This is a genomic window from Metabacillus mesotrionivorans, assembly GCF_052171315.1.
Taxonomy (GTDB): domain Bacteria; phylum Bacillota; class Bacilli; order Bacillales; family Bacillaceae; genus Bacillus_P.
The window spans coordinates 44,818-63,635 of the sequence record NZ_JBQMFF010000011.1 but is presented as its reverse complement, the minus strand read 5'-3'; the positions used below and the strand labels follow the sequence as shown (position 1 = coordinate 63,635).

The following is an 18,818-nucleotide window of genomic DNA, read 5'->3' as shown; positions in this document are numbered from 1 at the left end:
ACGTTGCCAGGCTGGTGAAAATTATTATTCCGCAGTAGCTCAGTGGTAGAGCTATCGGCTGTTAACCGATCGGTCGTAGGTTCGAGTCCTACCTGCGGAGCCATGCTTCCATAGCTCAGTCGGTAGAGCACTTCCATGGTAAGGAAGAGGTCATCGGTTCAAGCCCGGTTGGGAGCTTACACTACAATTTCAACTGGCCCGTTGGTCAAGCGGTTAAGACACCGCCCTTTCACGGCGGTAACACGGGTTCGAATCCCGTACGGGTCACCATTGTTTTTTTATGTGAAATACTAAACATTCTTTTCTTCTGGAGGATTAGCTCAGCTGGGAGAGCATCTGCCTTACAAGCAGAGGGTCGGCGGTTCGAGCCCGTCATCCTCCACCATATGATTTTTGGACATGCTTTTTATAAATGCCGGTGTAGCTCAATTGGTAGAGCAACTGACTTGTAATCAGTAGGTTGGGGGTTCAAGTCCTCTCGCCGGCACCACTGAAATGTGGAGGGGTAGCGAAGTGGCTAAACGCGGCGGACTGTAAATCCGCTCCCTCCGGGTTCGGCGGTTCGAATCCGTCCCCCTCCACCATTTTATTTAAACAAGCTGAAAGTGAATAGAATGTGTCTGGACTGTAAATAATAAGGTTAGTTTACATAAACCTTTTTACGGTCAATTCCAATTTTAGAAAATACATACTTTCATTGGGCTATAGCCAAGCGGTAAGGCAACGGACTTTGACTCCGTCATGCGCTGGTTCGAATCCAGCTAGCCCAGCCATTTTTCTTGAACTGTGTGTCTGCGCAGGATCATAAGACTGTTTTCATATTTGTGCCATTAGCTCAGTCGGTAGAGCATCTGACTTTTAATCAGAGGGTCGAAGGTTCGAGTCCTTCATGGCACACCATTTTTCCTTAATATGCGGGTGTGGCGGAATTGGCAGACGCGCTAGACTTAGGATCTAGTGTCTTTGACGTGGGGGTTCGAGTCCCTTCACCCGCATCATATTGCGGAAGTAGTTCAGTGGTAGAACACCACCTTGCCAAGGTGGGGGTCGCGGGTTCGAATCCCGTCTTCCGCTCCATATTCGGGGCCTTAGCTCAGCTGGGAGAGCGCCTGCCTTGCACGCAGGAGGTCAGCGGTTCGATCCCGCTAGGCTCCATCTTTAAACCTAAGACTAAATAGTCTTAGGTTTTTTGTTTTCCAGAAATGCGGATTGAAGGACAGAGTGCTGCAAACTGGACAGATGCGTTACTGGGCATTACTTTTAACAGAAAACTCTGTATATATATACACGATTTTGTCGAGTTGAGTCATCTCCCCTTTTGAACGTACAATAGAGGCACAGGCTTCTACTAAGGGGGATGATTGTAATGAAAGAAAGAATATCAATTATTGGAGTACCAATGGATCTTGGACAAATGCGCCGCGGTGTCGATATGGGGCCAAGTGCGATTCGATATGCCGGTGTTGTTGAGAGATTGGAAGGGCTCAGCTATGAAATTGAAGATAAAGGCGATATTGAAATTGGACGTGCGAACAGAGAAGAAGAAGCAGCCAATAATCTAAGAAATTTGAAAGCGGTGTCAGAAGCCAGTGTGAAGCTTTCAGAACAGGTGGATGAAGCAATCAAATCGGGTGCCTTTCCTCTTGTTTTCGGCGGAGACCACAGCATTGCGATTGGAACTCTTGCAGGGGTTTCAAAGCACTATGAGAATCTCGGAGTCATCTGGTACGATGCCCATGGAGATTTAAATACGGGGGAAACGTCACCATCAGGCAATATTCATGGTATGCCTCTTGCTGTAAGCATCGGAATTGGAGATGAAGCGCTTACGAGAATTGGGGGCTATACTCCTAAAGTGAAGCCCGAGAACATTGTAATCATTGGTGCGAGATCTCTTGATCAGGGTGAAAAAGAGCTGATTAAGGAAAAAGGGATTAAAGTATATACCATGCATGAAATTGACCGTCTGGGCATGACAAAGGTGATGGAGGAAACCATCGAGTATTTGAAGGAACGTACAGATGGAGTTCATCTTTCATTGGACCTTGACGGGCTTGACCCTCACGATGCACCGGGTGTCGGAACGCCTGTTATTGGCGGCATCAGCTACAGGGAAAGCCATCTTGCTATGGAAATGCTTGCAGAATCAGAGATTATTACCTCAGCAGAGTTTGTTGAAGTAAATCCGATTCTGGATGAAAAAAATAAAACCGCAACAGTAGCTGTTGCTTTAATGGGCTCTTTATTCGGAGAAAAGCTCAAATAATAACGAGGACAAAAGGCATAGCCGATTGAGGCTATGCCCTTTCCATTTTCGTGGGAATCTTTTAAGATAGATTTAAGATAAACCTCCTTAAAAGCCATCTACAGGACACCTAAAATTTGTTAAACTATTTTTATGTGAAAAAAAATGAAACCTTTTATTCGGCTTATACGTAATAAGGGGAATCCGCGATTTGTGCGGAGGTAAGGGGTATCATGGAGACGATCGTAAAAAACAGGATTAAACAAGTGAAAAAAGGCGACCAGAATGCATTTGCCGAAATAGTAGATCTGTATAAGGACAAGATTTATCAGCTTTGCTACCGCATGCTTGGGAATTCTCATGAGGCTGAGGATATTGCTCAGGAAGCGTTTATACGGGCATACGTCAATATTCACAGCTACGATATGGATAAAAAGTTTTCAACATGGCTATACCGCATAGCAACCAACCTGACAATTGACCGGATCAGAAAGAAAAAACCCGATTACTATCTGGATGCAGAGGTGGCTGGAACAGAAGGTCTCACCATGTATTCCCAGGTTGCAGCAGATGTTGCGCTGCCTGAGGATCAGGTTGCGACAATGGAACTTCAGCAAATGATTCAGAAAGAAATTTTAAAGCTCCCTGATAAATATCGGTCGGTCATCGTATTAAAGTATATAGATGAGCTTTCTTTAATTGAAATCAGTGAAATTCTCAATATGCCGATCGGGACGGTGAAAACAAGAATTCACAGAGGACGGGAAGCGCTCAGGAAGCAATTAAGGCATTTATAAGTTGAGGTGATGTTAAGTGAAATGTTCAGAGGAAATGATCGAGCGGATTCATCAGTATCTCGATCATGATATAAAGCAAGCGGACGAAAGGATCCTCAGAGAACATCTTCAGTCATGCTCAGAGTGTGCGCAGCACCTGCATGAACTGGAGAAATCCATCGCCCTGGTGCAAAGCACCTCGCATATTGAAGCTCCGCTAAATTTCACGCAGGCCGTTATGAACAGCCTTCCTGAAGAAAAGAAGCGCGTAGGTGTAGGCAGGTGGCTTAAAGGTCATCCGATGCTTGCGGCCGCCTCTCTGTTTGTGCTGCTTATGACAGGAAGCCTGTTTTCTTCCTGGTCGGGAGATTCAGACTTCAGTGTATCCAAACAGCCGAATCTGGTTGTTGAAAATAATACGGTTACCGTTCCAGAAGGCGAAACAGTTCAGGGTGATGTAACCGTTAAAGGCGGAACGCTGAAGATAGAGGGAAAAGTAGAGGGAGATGTCACCGTCATAAACGGTGAGAAATATATGGCTTCAGCCGGGAAGGTCACAGGCGAAGTCGAAGAAATCAATGAAGCATTTGAATGGATCTGGTACCAGATGAAATCTCTTGCAAAAGAGGTCGTCGATATTTTTCAGTAATGGGCCCTGGCGGCCTTTTTTTATTGTCTGAAAGGATGCCGTGACAAATGGACTCAAAAGCCGCAGGCTGTCCGTCCTTAAATGACTACAATACGGTTTAATTGCAGATTATATGATATAATATCGTAGTTATAGTCCTGTGCAAATGACTAAAACTGATGGAGGAAGAGAATATGGCACTTGAGGATTTTCCATTCTTGCACTACCTCGGCATCGCCGTTGATATTCTCCTGGTTTGGTTCGTTATATATAAGTTGATTATGGTGATACGGGGCACGAAGGCCGTTCAGCTTTTAAAAGGCATTATCGTGATTATCCTCGTTCGGACACTCAGCCAGTATTTAGGGCTGCAAACATTGCAATGGCTCATGGACCAAGCGTTAACATGGGGTTTTCTTGCGATTATTATTATTTTCCAGCCTGAGCTGCGGAGAGCACTGGAGCAGCTGGGACGGGGAAAACTTTTCTCAAGAAGCGGGGCCCCAGAGGAGGAAGAACAGCAGAAAATTATTGATGCCATCCTGAAAGCAACGGATTACATGGCAAAACGCCGCATCGGCGCACTCGTAACAATTGAAAAAGAAACAGGGATGAGCGATTACATAGAAACGGGCATACCGCTTCACTCAGCTTTATCTTCTGAGCTTTTAATCAATATCTTTATCCCGAACACTCCGCTTCATGACGGAGCTGTCATTCTTCAGAAAAACCAGATTGCAGCAGCAGCCTGCTACCTGCCTCTTTCGGAAAGTCCGTTTATTTCAAAAGAGCTTGGGACGAGGCACCGCGCAGCAGTCGGCATCAGTGAAGTAACAGACAGTATTACAATTGTCGTATCGGAGGAGACCGGAAGTATTTCGGTAACAAGAAACGGCGAGCTTCACAGAAATTTGACGGTTGAATCTTTGAGTGAGATACTCGTTTCGGAATTTGGTAAACAGGCGAAAGCCGCTTCTTCAAACCTGTGGCAGTGGAGGGGGAAGAAGAATGGATAAGATGATAAACAATCATTGGGTCATGAGAATTATCGCGCTGCTTATGGCGCTTATGCTCTATATATCCGTCAACATCGAATCTCCTGCACCAAAGAAGCAGACGACAGGACCTGTGACATCTGTCTTCCCTTCTGCACCTTCACAATCATCTAAAGGGACAGAGACCATTCAGGATGTGGAAGTAAAGACGTATCAGGACCAGGACAATGTAGTCATAACAGGTGTTCCGGAGACAGTCGATGTCACATTAAGCGGGCCGACCAACTCTCTTTTGAAAGCTAAGCAGCTTAAGGACTTTGAAATTTATGCCGAGCTGTCTGACCTTTCAATCGGCTCACACAGAATTGAACTGAAGCATAAAAATATAGCGGATAACCTGGAAGTGAATTTGAATCCTTCCGTCATTACGGTGAATGTAGAAGAAAAAATAACGCGTGATTTCCCGGTTGAAGTGGATTTCATTAATAAAAACCAGATAGAAGCCGGATATACGGCGCAGGAGCCGATTGTGAAGCCAAGTGTCGTCAGGGTAACAGGATCCAAAACCCTTATTGACAGCATTGCGCTGATCAAAACAAGAGTGAACCTGCAAAATGCGAATGAAACATTGGAGCAGGAATCAAAAGTGACGGTGTACGACGAAGACGGCAATATTCTGCCTGTTGAAGCCTATCCGTCCGTTGTAGACGTGACGGTGCCGATTACAAGCCCGAGCAAAAAGCTGCCTTTAAACATTAAGAATGAGGGTGAGCTTGGAGAAGGACTCAGCATAGCGAGCATTGAGGCTGTGCCGAATGAAGTGACCGTCTATGGTCCTCAGGATGTTCTGAATACTCTTGAGTTTATTGACGGGGTGACAGTGGACCTGAGCAAGATCAAAGATGACACCGTACTGGATGTTGATATTCCCGTTCCGGACGGTGCGACAAAAGTTAGCCCCGAAAAAATACAAATAAAAGTTGACGTTGATAAGGAAGAAGAGCGCGTATTTGAGAATCTGCCTGTCCGCATCAGAGGGCTTGGTGAAGGGAAAATCCTTCAGTTTACAGACCCCGAATCAAGGGAGCTTGATCTGAGTGTAACAGCAGCGCCGAACGTCCTTGAGAAGATGAATCCTTCCGACCTTGAGCTTTTCATCAATGTGAATGACCTGTCGGACGGTGAACACGATGTGAAAGTGGAAGTGAATGGACCTCAGGACATTAAGTGGAGCCTGCCGGAAGAGCAAGTGAACGTAAAGATTTCTTCAAAGCAATCATGATGATTGAAACAGTCAAAAGGAGCGATACTAGAATGGGAAAGTATTTTGGAACTGATGGTGTAAGAGGCGTTGCAAACAGTGAGCTGACACCTGAACTGGCATTTAAAATCGGACGTTTTGGAGGCTATGTTCTGACAAAAGATTCAACACGTCCAAAAGTGCTGATTGGAAGAGATACACGCATTTCGGGACACATGCTTGAAGGTGCCCTTGTAGCGGGACTTCTTTCAATCGGAGCAGAAGTTATGCGTTTAGGAGTCATTTCAACTCCAGGCGTATCATATTTGACAAAAGCACTTGGAGCCCAGGCTGGCGTGATGATTTCAGCATCCCACAATCCTGTTCAGGATAATGGCATTAAATTCTTTGGGCCAGACGGATTTAAATTGTCAGATGATCAGGAGTATGAAATTGAAGGACTGATGGATCAGGCCGAAGATACACTTCCGAGACCTGTAGGATCGGATTTGGGACAGGTAAATGACTATTTTGAAGGCGGCCAGAAATATCTGCAGTTCCTGAAGCAGACAGTTGATGAGGACTTTACAGGTCTTCACGTTGCGCTTGACTGTGCACACGGAGCGACTTCATCCCTTGCAACGCACCTTTTTGCAGACCTTGATGCAGATGTTTCCACAATGGGAACAACGCCGAACGGCCTGAATATTAATGACGGTGTAGGATCGACTCACCCTGAAGCACTTGCAGCCTTCCTGAAAGAAAAAGGAGCGGATGTAGGACTTGCATTCGACGGAGACGGTGACCGCCTTATTGCCGTTGATGAAAAAGGCGATATTGTCGATGGCGATCAGATCATGTTCATCTGTGCAAAGTTCCTTAACGAGCATGGCAGATTGAAAAAAGAAACGGTTGTATCAACGATCATGAGTAACCTTGGTTTTTACAAAGCAGTTGAAGCGAATAACATGAAGAGCGTTCAAACAGCTGTCGGAGACCGCTACGTTGTAGAAGAAATGAAAAAAGGCGATTATAACCTGGGCGGAGAGCAGTCAGGGCACATCATTTTCCTTGACCACAACACAACCGGCGACGGCCTTCTTACAGCCATCCAGCTTGTAAATATCATGAAAGTAACCGGGAAATCCCTATCTGAGCTTGCTTCAGAAATGGCGAAATTCCCGCAGCTTCTGATTAATGTGAAAGTGACAGATAAGCATAAAGTTACAGACAACATGAAAGTAAAGCAGGTCATTGCTGAAGTGGAACAGGAAATGAACGGAGACGGCCGCATCCTGGTGCGTCCTTCCGGAACTGAGCCGCTGGTGCGTGTTATGGCTGAAGCGCCGACTGCAGAGCTTTGCGAGCAATATGTGTCACGCATCGTGGCTGTTGTAAAAGCTGAAATGGGAACAGAATAAGCTTATAAATCGAAAGACCTGCCGGTACTGGCAGGTCTTTTTTTAACTGCTTAGGAAATTAAAAAAGTAAAAGGCTGTGGATAACATAACAAAGTTATCCTCGGCAAGCGGAAGCGCCTAAATCCTCTGTCAGAACAAATCCGTCAAAAAAGGCGGGACCCGGACTTTTCTGCCGGATTCTTATCTGCCTATCGGAGCGGGCCTTGGCGCTTGCGCTTTTGTTCCTATAATTCACAGACATAAATCATTCATTTGCTGCCCCATACTAAACATACCTCATTGTCTCCTCCCGACAGGTTTGAAAAACCGGATGAACAGGGTATGAAAGCGGGGGAACAATCTTTTTCGTAATTCATATACTAAAGGGTGCATCTTTCTGAATCACAAAACGAATTGACGATTTGATTGTCGTATAGTAAGATTACTTTTGTGTTTTGATTTTAGACAGAGAAAGGAGCATAGTTAGTACGTTTTACGAAAAGCGCCTGAACTAAGCAGAACGGAAAAAGCTTAGTTGACGAGGATGGAGGATTATCGAAAGTTCGGCGGATGCCTCCCGGTTGACGATTACAGCCGCAAGCTCTCTCCTGAAAACAAAGAGGCAACTTTTTGCACAAAGGGAAGAACGTAATCACCTAAAAATATAGACATGTGTGAGGGGACAGATTAACAGGTCCCCGAGACTTGGCCTGTCCCCCGCCTAATGGGAGGATACTTTAGTATGTGCGGAATCGTTGGTTATATTGGACAAAAGGATACAAAGGAAATTTTGCTTCGCGGTCTTGAAAAGCTTGAGTACCGCGGTTATGATTCAGCTGGTATTGCTGTAATAAATGAAGACGGAGTTCATGTGTTTAAAGAAAAAGGCCGCATCGCCATTCTTCGCGAAGAAGTGGATGCGAATGTTCTTTCTACAGCTGGAATCGGTCACACCCGCTGGGCGACTCATGGCGCCCCTAGCAAACGCAACTCACATCCCCATCAAAGTGCTTCAAGCCGTTTTACGCTTGTACACAATGGTGTAATTGAAAACTATTCAAGCCTTAAACGTGAATACCTTCAGGACGTAGCTCTTGCAAGTGACACAGACACAGAAGTTGTGGTACAGGTTATTGAGAAGTTTGTAAACCAGGGTGCAGATGTTGAAGAAGCGTTCAGCAAAACACTGTCGATCTTAAAAGGCTCTTACGCCATTGCCCTTTTAGATGAGCAAAATCCAGAAACCATTTTTGTTGCAAAAAACAAAAGCCCGCTTCTAGTCGGTCTTGGTGACGGCTTCAATGTTGTTGCATCAGATGCAATGGCAATGCTGCAGGTTACAGACCAATTTGTAGAGCTAATGGATAAAGAAATCGTCCTTGTGAAACGCGAAGCTGTTACGATCAAGAACCTTCAGGGTGAAGTTATTGAGCGTGCTCCATATACAGCTGAGCTTGACGCAAGCGATATCGAAAAAGGAACATACCCTCACTACATGCTTAAAGAAATCGATGAGCAGCCGCTTGTTATGCGGAAGATCATTCAAAAATATCAGGACGACCAAGGCAAGCTTTCGATGGATCCGGCGATTGTTGATGCAGTGGATGCTGCTGACCGCCTTTACATCGTAGCATGCGGAACAAGCTACCATGCCGGTCTTGTCGGAAAACAGTTCATTGAAAAATGGGCGAAGAAACCTGTTGAGGTTCATGTTGCGAGTGAATTCTCTTACAACATGCCGATTCTTTCTGAAAAGCCGCTGTTTATCTTTATTTCACAAAGCGGTGAAACAGCAGACAGCCGTGCCGTACTTGTTCAAATTAAAGAGCTTGGCTACCAGGCATTAACAATCACTAACGTACCTGGTTCTACGCTTTCACGTGAAGCAAACCACACGCTTCTGCTTCATGCAGGGCCTGAAATTGCTGTTGCTTCTACAAAAGCATATACTGCGCAATTAGGCGTACTTGCCATCCTTGCAGCAGTTACAGCTGAAGCAAGAGGCATTAACCTAAGCTTTGATATCGTAAAAGAAATGGGTATTGTCGCAAACGCAATGGAAGTCCTTTGCGATCAAAAAGAAGAAATGGAATACATTGCACGCGAATACCTTTCTACAACACGCAACTGCTTCTTCATCGGCCGTTCAGTCGACTACTATGTAGGACTTGAAGGCGCCCTGAAGCTTAAAGAAATCTCTTACATCCAGGCAGAAGGCTTTGCCGGAGGAGAGCTTAAGCACGGAACAATCGCACTGATTGAAAACGGTACGCCGGTTATCGCGCTTGCAACACAGGAGCATGTTAACTTGAGCATCCGCGGAAACGTGAAAGAAGTAGCAGCCCGCGGAGCCAACCCATGCATTATCGCCCTTAAAGGCTTAGAAGAAGAAGACGACCGTTTCGTTCTTCCTGCTGTACACGAAGAACTGACGCCGCTTGCTTCTGTCATTCCGCTGCAATTGATCTCTTACTACGCAGCTCTTCACAGAGGCTGTGACGTGGATAAACCGCGTAACCTTGCTAAGAGTGTGACGGTTGAGTAAAATCATACAGATAAATAAATGAAAACGGAGAAGGTCATTAAGATCTTCTCCGTTTTTTTTTCGTTTCTGGAACTTCTGTCACGTAGTTTCGTCTAAGTGAGTAAGGGGGAGTTGTTATGAGATTACATAAGTGTATCTTTATATTGACAATAGGGGTTTTATTTTTTCTAACGGGATGTGCAGAGGATCCTGACTATGGATCACAATATATTGAAGTTGAAAAACGGGTAGCCGATGAAGATACTTATAAGGTGTATAAGGAGATTACCAGTGTTAAAAATGTTGATGAGGTCAGGAACGTATTGGACGATGCGGAATGGATAACAGCGAAAGCGAGTATGGCGCGTCCTGCTGATTATAGGTTTACCTTTCAATCTAAGGATCGCAGGATCATAGCGAAAGCTGTTCTATATGAGCTTTGGATGAGTCCGAATAAAGACAGAGTCGAACTCGTTATAGATGCTGTGAACAAGTATGCTCTATTAAATGAGAAAGATTCCGCTGTGCTGATTGAAATTGTGACGGGAGATGAATATTCAGTTCACTGAAATCTTTCTTTAAATATACAAAAAGGAGCGGGGCTTAAACTTAAGCCCTGCTCCTTTTGCTATTAATAAACCTTATCCCCATTAAAGATCGAATTTTTCACAACGACGTAATCCACCGTGCGGATGGCATCGAGTTTTGTTCCGCCTGCATATGAGATCGATGACTGAAGGTCCTGCTCCATTTCGGTGAGAGTGTCCTTCAGTGAGCCTTTATGCTCGACGTACATTTTCTTGCCTTCTACGTTTTTCTTTTCACCTTTTTGGAATTCAGAAGCTGATCCGAAGTATTCTTTGAAAAGCTTTCCGTCCATTTCGATGGTTTCACCAGGAGACTCCTCGTGTCCTGCGAACAGGGAACCGATCATGACCATAGATGCTCCAAATCGAACAGACTTCGCAATGTCTCCATGTGTGCGGATGCCGCCGTCTGCGATGATTGGCTTCGTTGCCGCCTTTGCACACCAGCGAAGTGCAGCAAGCTGCCAGCCGCCTGTTCCAAAGCCTGTTTTGATTTTTGTGATGCACACTTTGCCCGGGCCGATTCCGACTTTTGTCGCGTCAGCGCCTGCGTGCTCAAGCTCTCTTACTGCTTCCGGAGTTCCAACGTTGCCGGCGATGACAAAACTTTCAGGAAGGTGCTTTTTAATATGCTTAATCATTTCAATCACAGCATTTGAGTGGCCGTGGGCAATATCAATCGTAATATAATCAGGCACCAGACTCTCAGCCGCAAGTTCTTCAATAAAGCCGTACTCTTCTTCTTTAACACCGACGCTGATTGAAGCAATCAGGCCGCGGGATTTCATATCCTGGATGAACGCGCTTCTTTTCTCAGGCTGAAAACGGTGCATGATGTAGAAGTAGCCGTTTTCTGCAAGGCTTACAGCAATTGTTTCATCAATAATCGTCTGCATATTGGCAGGTACGACAGGAAGTTTGAATGTATGGTTTCCAAGAGCGATGGTTGTGTCACACTCAGAACGGCTGTTCACAACACATTTTGCAGGTATTAATTGAATATCTTCATAATCAAATACATTTTCCATCTAAAATACACCCCTAAATACGAATGTTATTGTAATGATAACTTTTAATTGTTCGTCCATTTGGTACTTTACATCATTTGTATTTGAATGTCAAAGATTTTTAGAGAAAAAAACGAAGATTAGTAGGGGGAACATCAAGGTTAAGTAAACCTTTTCAATGGAAAAAGGAGGTGTCAGCATACGGGAATCGCTGTGAAATGGGGGATGAAGCACAAAGCGGGTATCCGTAACAGGAGAAACTGCGGTAAAGCCGAGTTAGCAGCACAAAGCGGGTATCCGGAAAAGGAGAAACTGCGGTAAAGCCGAGTTAGCAGCACAAAGTGGGTATCTGGAAAAGGAGAAACTGCGGTAAAGCTGAGTTAGCAGCACAAAGCGGGTATCCGGTGCAGCTGAAAGTGCGCTAACGTTTAGCAATCAGGACCTCGGCAGGTTATGCTGCTGCATCGCACTCTCATGTGTACATCGTTCCTCCTCCTGACTAATCAAGTACCGCCAGTCAACCCCTTTTTTTCGGTAAAAACTACCGCTATTCTTGCAAACTAGTATTCGTATAAAATAAAGCTATGAAAACACTTAAATCTTTTTCTCTTATGTTGTTGGTTGTCGCTCTGGCCTTTGGATTCAGCAGTCAAGCAAGTGCTGCAGGTACATACACAGTTAAAAGCGGGGATACGATGTGGAAAATCGCATCGAAGTATCAGGTTGGCGTTTCTGAATTGATTAAAGCCAATCCAAATGTTAAGAATGCTAATATGATCTATCCAGGACAGTCTCTTAACATCCCTTCTGGAAGCGCTTATCAAAGCATGGAAAGCGAAGTGGTTACGCTCGTGAATAAAGAGCGTGCCAAATACGGTTTAAAACCGCTTGCTGCCAACTGGGAGGTTGCCCGTGTTGCACGGTACAAATCAGAAGATATGCGTGACAAAAACTACTTCAGTCATACATCGCCTACATACGGCTCTCCATTTGATATGATGAAGAGCTTCGGCATTCAGTACAGTTATGCAGGTGAGAACATTGCTGCCGGACAGACTACAGCTCAAAGTGTTGTAACTGCCTGGATGAACAGCGAAGGACACCGCAAAAACATTCTGTCTTCTAATTTCAAGGAAATCGGTGTTGGGTACGCCAAAGGCGGATCTTACGGCCACTATTGGACGCAGATGTTTATCAGCAAATAATGAACAAGGAGGAGACAGGGCAATCCGTTTACGGGTTGTCCTTTTTGATGCAGGAAAAGATTCTTTTCATTATCAGGAGTTCTATTTTCATTTTTCAAAAAAACCCACTATAATAAGCTTAGATGAAAAATCGAGTGCATAGAGAGAAATGGAGGACACTCATGAAGCAGGGAAGCCCGAGAGTAGGTACGTTTAAGAGGTTTATCCTTAATAATAGATTTGTTCTGTTTCTTCTGATTCTGCTTTTGATTGGATTAAACATTCTTGTTTTTATGCAGGTATCGTTTATTTTTACGCCAATTGAAGTGCTGATTAAAACCATCCTTCTGCCGATTGTTCTGGCATCGATTGTGTATTATCTGCTGAATCCGGTTGTGGATTTTTTTGAGCGGAAGGGAGTCCGGAGAGTTTATTCCATCTTACTTTTGTTTGTTGTGATTGCAGGCCTCCTCACGATTCTGATTGTGTCTGTCATCCCGTTTTTAAAGACGCAGGTTCTGAGCCTGATTGACAGTTTCCCTCAGTACACAAGGGATGTGGAACTTCTTGTCATGCAGGTGGTCGGTAGCGAATTTGTGTTTCAGGCGCAAAAAACGCTGAACATTAATGTAGCGGATTTATCCAGGCAGGTGTCTGAACAGGCATCTACTATCATCAACAACATGTTTGCAGGAATCGGGAATATTGTCGGCATTGTAAAGGATTTTATTCTGGCGATTGTCACGCTGCCGTTCATTTTGTTCTATCTTTTAAAGGACGGCAAAAAACTGGGACCGTACGTTCTGAAATTTTTGCCCGTCAACTTGAGAAGCTCTTCATTTAAGGTCATGCATGAAATGAACCAGCAGATCAGTTCCTACATCCGCGGCCAGATCATTGTCAGCTTCTGCATTGGAGCGCTTATGTATGTCGGTTTTCTGATTATCGGTCTGGAATACGCTTCCCTGCTTGCCTTGATTGCGGCATTTACAAGCGTTGTCCCGTATCTTGGACCGGCGATTGCGATTACACCCGCTTTTATTATTGCGCTTGTCACTTCACCGTTTATGGTCCTGAAGCTGATCATCGTATGGACCGTCGTTCAGCTGATTGAAGGGAAATTTATTTCTCCGCAGATTATGGGGCGGAACCTTCATATCCACCCGATTACCATTATTTTCGTCATTTTGACGGCTGGAAATCTTTTCGGCGTGATCGGAATTATCCTTGCTGTACCTGGATATGCCGTGCTTAAAGTCATAGTGACTCACTTTTTTGAATGGATGAAGATCCGCAGCAACATGTATGAGCAGAAAAGGATTGATTAATGCATTTCTTCTTTTGAAGGAATGCTTTTTTTATGCACACTCGAACGAATAGTTTTCGTATGAGAGGGTATATAAAAAAGAGCAAGATAGTTTTAATACGAAAGGGAGTATGGAACATGTCAGAAGCGTTATTTACTACATCAGTTACAGCAGTAGGCGGACGGGAAGGAAAAGTACATTCGTCCAATGATGTCATCAACATGGATATTGCCATGCCTGGCTCACCGAGAGCAGACAGAGTGCCGAATGCAACAAATCCTGAGCAGCTGTTTGCAGCGGGATATGCGGCCTGCTTCGACGGCGCCCTTCAGCATATGGCAAGAAAAGAAAAAGTGAAGTTTGACTCTGAAGTTACGGCCAATGTCAGCTTCCTGAAAGACGAGTCAGACGGAGGCTTCAAGCTCGCGGTAAAACTCGACGTAAAGGGAACCGGCATTGAAAAGGACAAGCTTGAAGACCTTGTGCATAAAGCTCATGAATTCTGCCCGTATTCAAAGGCGACAAGAGGAAATATTGATGTGACGCTTGAAGCGCAGGCTTAAATTTTTATAAAAATGGTGCTTACTCAATGAGTAGGCACCATTTTTTGTTGAAACAGGTGTACCATTATCTTCGCTGGTCAATCAATTTCAGGACAATGTTGACATCCGGCAGAGAATATCTTAAAATTATCTTGAATTCGAGATATTTATTCGTGTTTATATAGATTAAAGAAAGAGAAACTACTTTTAAAGGAGAGATGTTTTATGAAAACAGCCGGTATTCACCACATTACGGCAATTGTCGGCCATCCGCAGGAAAACGCTGATTTTTATGCAGGAATTCTTGGGCTTAGATTAGTGAAACAAACGGTTAACTTTGATGATCCGGGGACGTATCATCTTTACTTCGGAGACGAAGGGGGACATCCTGGAACAATTATTACTTTTTTCCCTTGGCCGGATGCGTATCAGGGTACGATTGGGGACGGCCAGGTTGGGGTAACCTCGTATGCTGTTCCAAAAGGCGCTCTGCCGTTTTGGGAAGAAAGACTTCAAAAATACGGCGTGCCGTTTGAAAAGATGGAACGGTTTGGCGAGTCATTCCTTGTATTTGACGACCCTCACGGACTGCATCTTGAGCTTGTTGAGAGGGAAGAAGGAAAACTGAACTCATGGGAGTTTGGCGGTGTTACGACCAATGTTGCGATAAAAGGTTTCGCAGGTGCAACTCTCCTGTCCGCACGTCCTGAAAAAACGGCAGAACTCCTTGAAAAGGTGATGGGATATGAAAAGATCGCCGAAGAGCGGGACTTCATCCGTTTTCGTTCAACGGCTGATATCGGAAACATCATTGATTTGAAGATGACTCCGATTGGACGGGGAAGAATGGGGGTAGGCACCGTTCATCACATTGCTTTCCGGGCAGATGACGACAGCAATCAGCTTCAATGGCAGCAGCATGTCGCAAGGAGCGGCTACCAGGTGACGCCTGTGCAGGACCGCCAGTATTTTAATGCGATCTACTTCAGGGAGCACGGTGAGATCCTTTTTGAAATCGCAACAGATCCTCCTGGATTTGCGCATGATGAAGAGGTGCTCGGCGAAAGACTTATGCTGCCGGAGCGGTATGAGACGCAGAGGGATAAGATTGAGAAGGTGCTTGCACCGTTTAAAATAAGAGAAGTGTAAGAACCAGAAAAACCCGGACTCCGCATGAGTCCGGGTTTTACATATTTTTAAAGGAACAGCACCATATGCTCTTCATCAAAATAGGTGCCGTTCGCTTTCAGGGCTCTTTTTTCACAGCCATATACTGAAAAGCCTAAAGAGACGTAAAGGTGCCGTGCAGACTGATTGCTGCTGACAACTGAAAGCTGCAGCTGTTCTGTGTCTTCCAGCTGCCCAGCATGATCAATAGCAGCCGTCATAAGCTTTCTGCCAATGCCCTTTCCCCGGTAAGTTGGAGAGACATACATAGCGAAGATGGAGGCTTTATGTTTGAGTTTCACTTTCGTTTCAGGAACGAGAGTGACAACTCCCGCAAGAACATCCCGGTCAAAAGCGCCAAACGTGAATGCGTGCTCAGCATCAAGCCTTGTTTTAAAGAAGTCTATTGAATAGAGCAGCTCTTCTTCGTAGCTTGAGCCAAACGCTTCCGGGCTGGTTTTCAGGCCTTCAAGGCGGATGCCGCGGTATGCGGCGGCATCGTGTCCGTTTAGAATCCGGATATTCATAGGTACCTCCAAAAATGGTTTTAAGTAAGATTGCAGTGCCTGAACGATTTCATTCAGCCATACTTTTTCTGATGCTCTTTTTTCAATTTTAAATAGTCTTCATCTTCCCTGATTATGTTCCATTTTTCCTTGAAGATAGAAGCAGATTCCGCTTTTTCTTCGTCAATGTCACGTTCGTGAAGGTCGCCGTCCTTCTTATACTTTTGCCCGCCCTTATAATTGGCGTAGCGTCTGGCACGGGTGTAGCCCATCTGGATGAACTTCCGCGCCATGTCCATTCCGACAAAATCACCATTTTCTTTGTATTCCTCATACATCGCGTAAATTGTTTCCGAAGATTTCTTCGCAATCTCAGGTGTTTTAAACCGCCAGTGGGGAAGGATTTCACCTTTATAAGGTTCAACAAGCAAAACGCCCTGCTCGCCTCTGCCAACCCGGTACTTCTCAGGATTCTTTCGGAAATCCGTATGTTCGAAGTCCTCGTCATAATTGAATGCCATGTCCATCACCTCTGTACTCTTTACCCCAAAACAAAGAATGTTATCTGAAAATGGCAGCAAACAAACCGGTCAAAACAAGTGCGGCAAACATGGCAGCCGCGACAGCCTTCCCTCTGCTGATTTCAGATTTTGATTTCCTATAGCCAAGCTTCCGGCTGACAAGTTTCCCGGCTGAGAAATGGCTGATGTAATAGGGAACAAGAATGACGATCAAATACAGCCAGAAAAGCGGATTGAACACAATAAAGAAAAAAAGGAACACCGGCCAGAAAAAGATTCCGGCTTTTCTTCTGATGGAAGAATGAGTCTGCAGGATACGAAGCAAATACCTGTGAACAGCATATTCCGTTTTCAGCATGTCGAGGTATTGTTCCCTGTAATCCTGATCTTCCGGGTCAATTTCAGCAGCGCTGCGGCTCAGCGCTCTTGCCTGCTTGAAATCGCCGCGGTTGAAGGCGGTATTGGCCAGAGTATAATACACATAGGGATTGTCCTCGTTGCTTTTCAAAGCCATCTGCTCGTATTCTTTCGATTTTTTCTTTTTCCCTGCAAGCAGGAGGAGATTGCTGTAGGCTGCAAGGTATGTGGCCTCTTCGGTTTCATGAACAAGCGCAAGCTCCATGAGTCCCAAAGCATTCTTCAATTTATTCTTCTGCAGGGCTCTAAGGGCTTTAAGATAATAGAGGTGCGCTGTGTCCGGATAGAGATGGAGAGCACCTTCTGCAGCCGCATCAAATGCTTTCCATTCACCAATATTGAAGAGGGCCATGGCAAGCATGAGATGACCGGTGAAGTCTTCCGGATCTTTACGGAGGGCTTCTTTTGAAAAATGGACAGCTGCAGGAAAATCCTCCTTATCTGCATAGATCCTGGCAAGAAGCGAATACGAACGGGCATCCTCAGGATCAGACGCAATCAGTGCATGTGCTTCTTCAATAGCCTGGCTGTAATTTTTCCAGTCTGTCAGTTTGCGGATCCTCTCCTCATAGAAGCTGAACATCACCGGATGCCATGTGCTTTCATATAGTCCAGAACGTGCTGATAATCCATATTTGTATCGCTGAACGTCGCATAGTTCTTAGCTGTTGAGAACCATTCAAGCGTTGTAGGATTCCGGTTCTTTGCGGCTTTTAGGAGATCTGCATGTGACATTGGCTGCAGGGAACCCTGTTCGAGTGAGCGTTCAATGGCTTTTGATACGGCATCATCCACAACCTGAGTCAAATCAGCTCCTGAAAAGTGAGAGGTTGCCTTAGCCACTTTCGATAAATCAAGTTTCTCCTGAGGCTTATCTTTTGTTTTGAGCGTCAAAATCAGCTCGCGCTCCTCCTGTGAGGGAGGCGGGATGAAAATGAGAGAGTTGAACCTTCCCGGTCTCCGCAGCGCCGGGTCAAGGTACCAGGGCGTATTCGTAGCCCCGATGATGTACACCTGATCGTTGAACGACTGCAGTCCATCAAGCTCCAAAAGTAGCTGATTGACGATCATCCGGTCGTGGTGCTGGCTCATGCGATGCCGGTTTCCCCCAAGGGCGTCAAGCTCATCAATGAACAGCACACAAGGCTTCTGCTCGCGTGCTTTCTCAAAAACATCATGCAGATTGTGCTCGCTCTGGCCGACATACATGGAAAGAATCGCCTGCAGCTCAAGGTGGATAAAGCTTGCATTGATCTCACCTGCAATCGCTTTTGCTAAAAATGTTTTCCCGCATCCCGGAGGCCCGTACAGCAAAAGGCTACCGCCGCTCTTTTTACCAAAGGCCTGAAAAAACTCAGGCGACTGGATGGGCATAATAAAATCCATGCGGATCCGTTTTTTCACATCCTCAAGTCCGCCCACATCATCAAATGTCTCCTGCGGCTGGACCGTCTCGACCAGGCTGTTTTTATCCTTATCAAATTGAATCACTTTCAAATTCCTGCGCTTCTTATCATCGCCTGAGCTCACAACCATACCTCCTGTACTGAACAATCATTCTTCTTTGATACTAGCAAAATATGAAAGTATTTCCAAGATGAAGAATACCTGGTTCAGGAGGGAGTTAAAACGACCGAGAATGCAGATTTGCTTCCGGCTAATGAGTTATAATGACCAATCATGCAAGTTTGACTGCCTTCTGGCAAGTCACAACAACTGAGAATGCATGGTGTTGACAGCGGCGGAGCCATTACAACCGAGAATGTTTCATT

General features: G+C 45.2%; 17 protein-coding genes and 11 tRNA genes. 23 read left to right on the top strand and 5 right to left on the bottom strand.

Annotated features, from left to right (window positions below; all coding sequences use genetic code 11):
• Positions 1-28 precede the first annotated feature (28 nt).
• The 19 genes from ACTSEZ_RS19580 (at position 29) to ACTSEZ_RS19490 (ending at position 10,377) form a co-directional block, all read left to right on the top strand.
• A tRNA-Asn gene (locus tag ACTSEZ_RS19580) sits at positions 29-103 on the top strand.
• Between the two features lies 1 nt (position 104).
• Positions 105-177, top strand: a tRNA-Thr gene (locus ACTSEZ_RS19575).
• Positions 178-195: 18 nt separating this feature from the next.
• Positions 196-270: transfer RNA gene (locus ACTSEZ_RS19570), tRNA-Glu, on the top strand.
• Between the two features lie 39 nt (positions 271-309).
• A tRNA-Val gene (locus ACTSEZ_RS19565) sits at positions 310-385 on the top strand.
• A gap of 29 nt (positions 386-414) precedes the next feature.
• Positions 415-490: transfer RNA gene (locus ACTSEZ_RS19560), tRNA-Thr, on the top strand.
• A 9-nt stretch (positions 491-499) separates the two neighbouring features.
• Positions 500-584 (top strand) — tRNA-Tyr (locus tag ACTSEZ_RS19555).
• 114 nt (positions 585-698) lie between these two features.
• Positions 699-773: transfer RNA gene (locus ACTSEZ_RS19550), tRNA-Gln, on the top strand.
• A gap of 51 nt (positions 774-824) precedes the next feature.
• Positions 825-900, top strand: a tRNA-Lys gene (locus ACTSEZ_RS19545).
• Positions 901-914: 14 nt separating this feature from the next.
• Positions 915-995: transfer RNA gene (locus ACTSEZ_RS19540), tRNA-Leu, on the top strand.
• A gap of 7 nt (positions 996-1,002) precedes the next feature.
• Positions 1,003-1,077, top strand: a tRNA-Gly gene (locus tag ACTSEZ_RS19535).
• Positions 1,078-1,082: 5 nt separating this feature from the next.
• A tRNA-Ala gene (locus ACTSEZ_RS19530) sits at positions 1,083-1,155 on the top strand.
• A 211-nt stretch (positions 1,156-1,366) separates the two neighbouring features.
• On the top strand, positions 1,367-2,266 hold the full coding sequence (gene rocF, locus ACTSEZ_RS19525; protein WP_369735967.1) for an arginase: 900 nt from the start codon (positions 1,367-1,369) through the stop codon (positions 2,264-2,266).
• Positions 2,267-2,478: 212 nt separating this feature from the next.
• A complete protein-coding gene (gene sigW, locus ACTSEZ_RS19520; protein ID WP_029286228.1) occupies positions 2,479-3,042 on the top strand; it encodes an RNA polymerase sigma factor SigW in 564 nt (187 codons plus the stop codon).
• A gap of 34 nt (positions 3,043-3,076) precedes the next feature.
• The gene (gene rsiW, locus ACTSEZ_RS19515; protein ID WP_369735974.1) at positions 3,077-3,670 is read left to right on the top strand and encodes an anti-sigma-W factor RsiW; all 594 of its coding nucleotides are present in this window, start codon (positions 3,077-3,079) and stop codon (positions 3,668-3,670) included.
• Positions 3,671-3,843: 173 nt separating this feature from the next.
• Positions 3,844-4,665, top strand: a complete 822-nt coding sequence (gene cdaA, locus ACTSEZ_RS19510; RefSeq protein ID WP_369735966.1) for a diadenylate cyclase CdaA — start codon at positions 3,844-3,846, stop codon at positions 4,663-4,665.
• Positions 4,658-5,926 carry a CdaR family protein gene (locus ACTSEZ_RS19505; RefSeq protein WP_369735965.1) on the top strand — a complete coding sequence of 423 codons (1,269 nt, stop codon included), beginning with the start codon at positions 4,658-4,660 and terminating at the stop codon, positions 5,924-5,926. Before cdaA ends, ACTSEZ_RS19505 begins: the two co-directional genes overlap by 8 nt.
• A 32-nt stretch (positions 5,927-5,958) precedes the next feature.
• On the top strand, positions 5,959-7,305 hold the full coding sequence (gene glmM / locus ACTSEZ_RS19500) for a phosphoglucosamine mutase (RefSeq protein ID WP_369735964.1): 1,347 nt from the start codon (positions 5,959-5,961) through the stop codon (positions 7,303-7,305).
• 721 nt (positions 7,306-8,026) lie between these two features.
• On the top strand, positions 8,027-9,829 hold the full coding sequence (gene glmS / locus ACTSEZ_RS19495) for a glutamine--fructose-6-phosphate transaminase (isomerizing) (protein WP_369735963.1): 1,803 nt from the start codon (positions 8,027-8,029) through the stop codon (positions 9,827-9,829).
• A 116-nt stretch (positions 9,830-9,945) separates the two neighbouring features.
• Positions 9,946-10,377: a hypothetical protein gene (locus ACTSEZ_RS19490; protein ID WP_369735962.1), complete on the top strand. Its 432-nt coding sequence runs from the start codon at positions 9,946-9,948 to the stop codon at positions 10,375-10,377.
• Between the two features lie 62 nt (positions 10,378-10,439).
• Here ACTSEZ_RS19490 and guaC read toward each other — a convergent pair whose 3' ends face one another.
• Complete coding sequence (guaC, locus tag ACTSEZ_RS19485; RefSeq protein ID WP_369735961.1) at positions 10,440-11,423, bottom strand: GMP reductase; 984 nt, start codon at positions 11,421-11,423, stop codon at positions 10,440-10,442.
• 563 nt (positions 11,424-11,986) lie between these two features.
• On the opposite strand from guaC, the gene safA reads away from it, so the two are divergent.
• The 4 genes from safA (at position 11,987) to ACTSEZ_RS19465 (ending at position 15,584) form a co-directional block, all read left to right on the top strand.
• On the top strand, positions 11,987-12,607 hold the full coding sequence (safA, locus tag ACTSEZ_RS19480; protein WP_369735960.1) for a SafA/ExsA family spore coat assembly protein: 621 nt from the start codon (positions 11,987-11,989) through the stop codon (positions 12,605-12,607).
• 161 nt (positions 12,608-12,768) lie between these two features.
• Entirely contained in the window at positions 12,769-13,914 is a 1,146-nt protein-coding gene (locus tag ACTSEZ_RS19475) for an AI-2E family transporter (protein ID WP_369735959.1), read from the top strand.
• A gap of 116 nt (positions 13,915-14,030) precedes the next feature.
• Positions 14,031-14,456 (top strand): organic hydroperoxide resistance protein, encoded by a 426-nt coding sequence (locus ACTSEZ_RS19470; RefSeq protein WP_029286248.1) that lies wholly within the window; start codon positions 14,031-14,033, stop codon positions 14,454-14,456.
• 204 nt (positions 14,457-14,660) lie between these two features.
• Positions 14,661-15,584 (top strand): ring-cleaving dioxygenase, encoded by a 924-nt coding sequence (locus tag ACTSEZ_RS19465; RefSeq protein ID WP_369735958.1) that lies wholly within the window; start codon positions 14,661-14,663, stop codon positions 15,582-15,584.
• A 47-nt stretch (positions 15,585-15,631) separates the two neighbouring features.
• Here the strand turns inward: ACTSEZ_RS19465 and ACTSEZ_RS19460 are convergent, their stop codons facing one another.
• The 4 genes from ACTSEZ_RS19460 to ACTSEZ_RS19445 are packed head-to-tail and all read right to left on the bottom strand — an operon-like array spanning position 15,632 to position 18,576.
• Entirely contained in the window at positions 15,632-16,129 is a 498-nt protein-coding gene (locus ACTSEZ_RS19460) for a GNAT family N-acetyltransferase (protein WP_369735957.1), read from the bottom strand.
• A gap of 53 nt (positions 16,130-16,182) precedes the next feature.
• Entirely contained in the window at positions 16,183-16,629 is a 447-nt protein-coding gene (locus ACTSEZ_RS19455) for a DUF4385 domain-containing protein (RefSeq protein WP_369735956.1), read from the bottom strand.
• Between the two features lie 40 nt (positions 16,630-16,669).
• Positions 16,670-17,629, bottom strand: coding sequence for a tetratricopeptide repeat protein (locus ACTSEZ_RS19450; RefSeq protein WP_369735955.1), 960 nt, complete (start codon positions 17,627-17,629; stop codon positions 16,670-16,672).
• Complete coding sequence (locus tag ACTSEZ_RS19445; protein WP_369735954.1) at positions 17,629-18,576, bottom strand: ATP-binding protein; 948 nt, start codon at positions 18,574-18,576, stop codon at positions 17,629-17,631. Before ACTSEZ_RS19445 ends, ACTSEZ_RS19450 begins: the two co-directional genes overlap by 1 nt.
• Between the last annotated feature and the right edge of the window lie 242 nt (positions 18,577-18,818).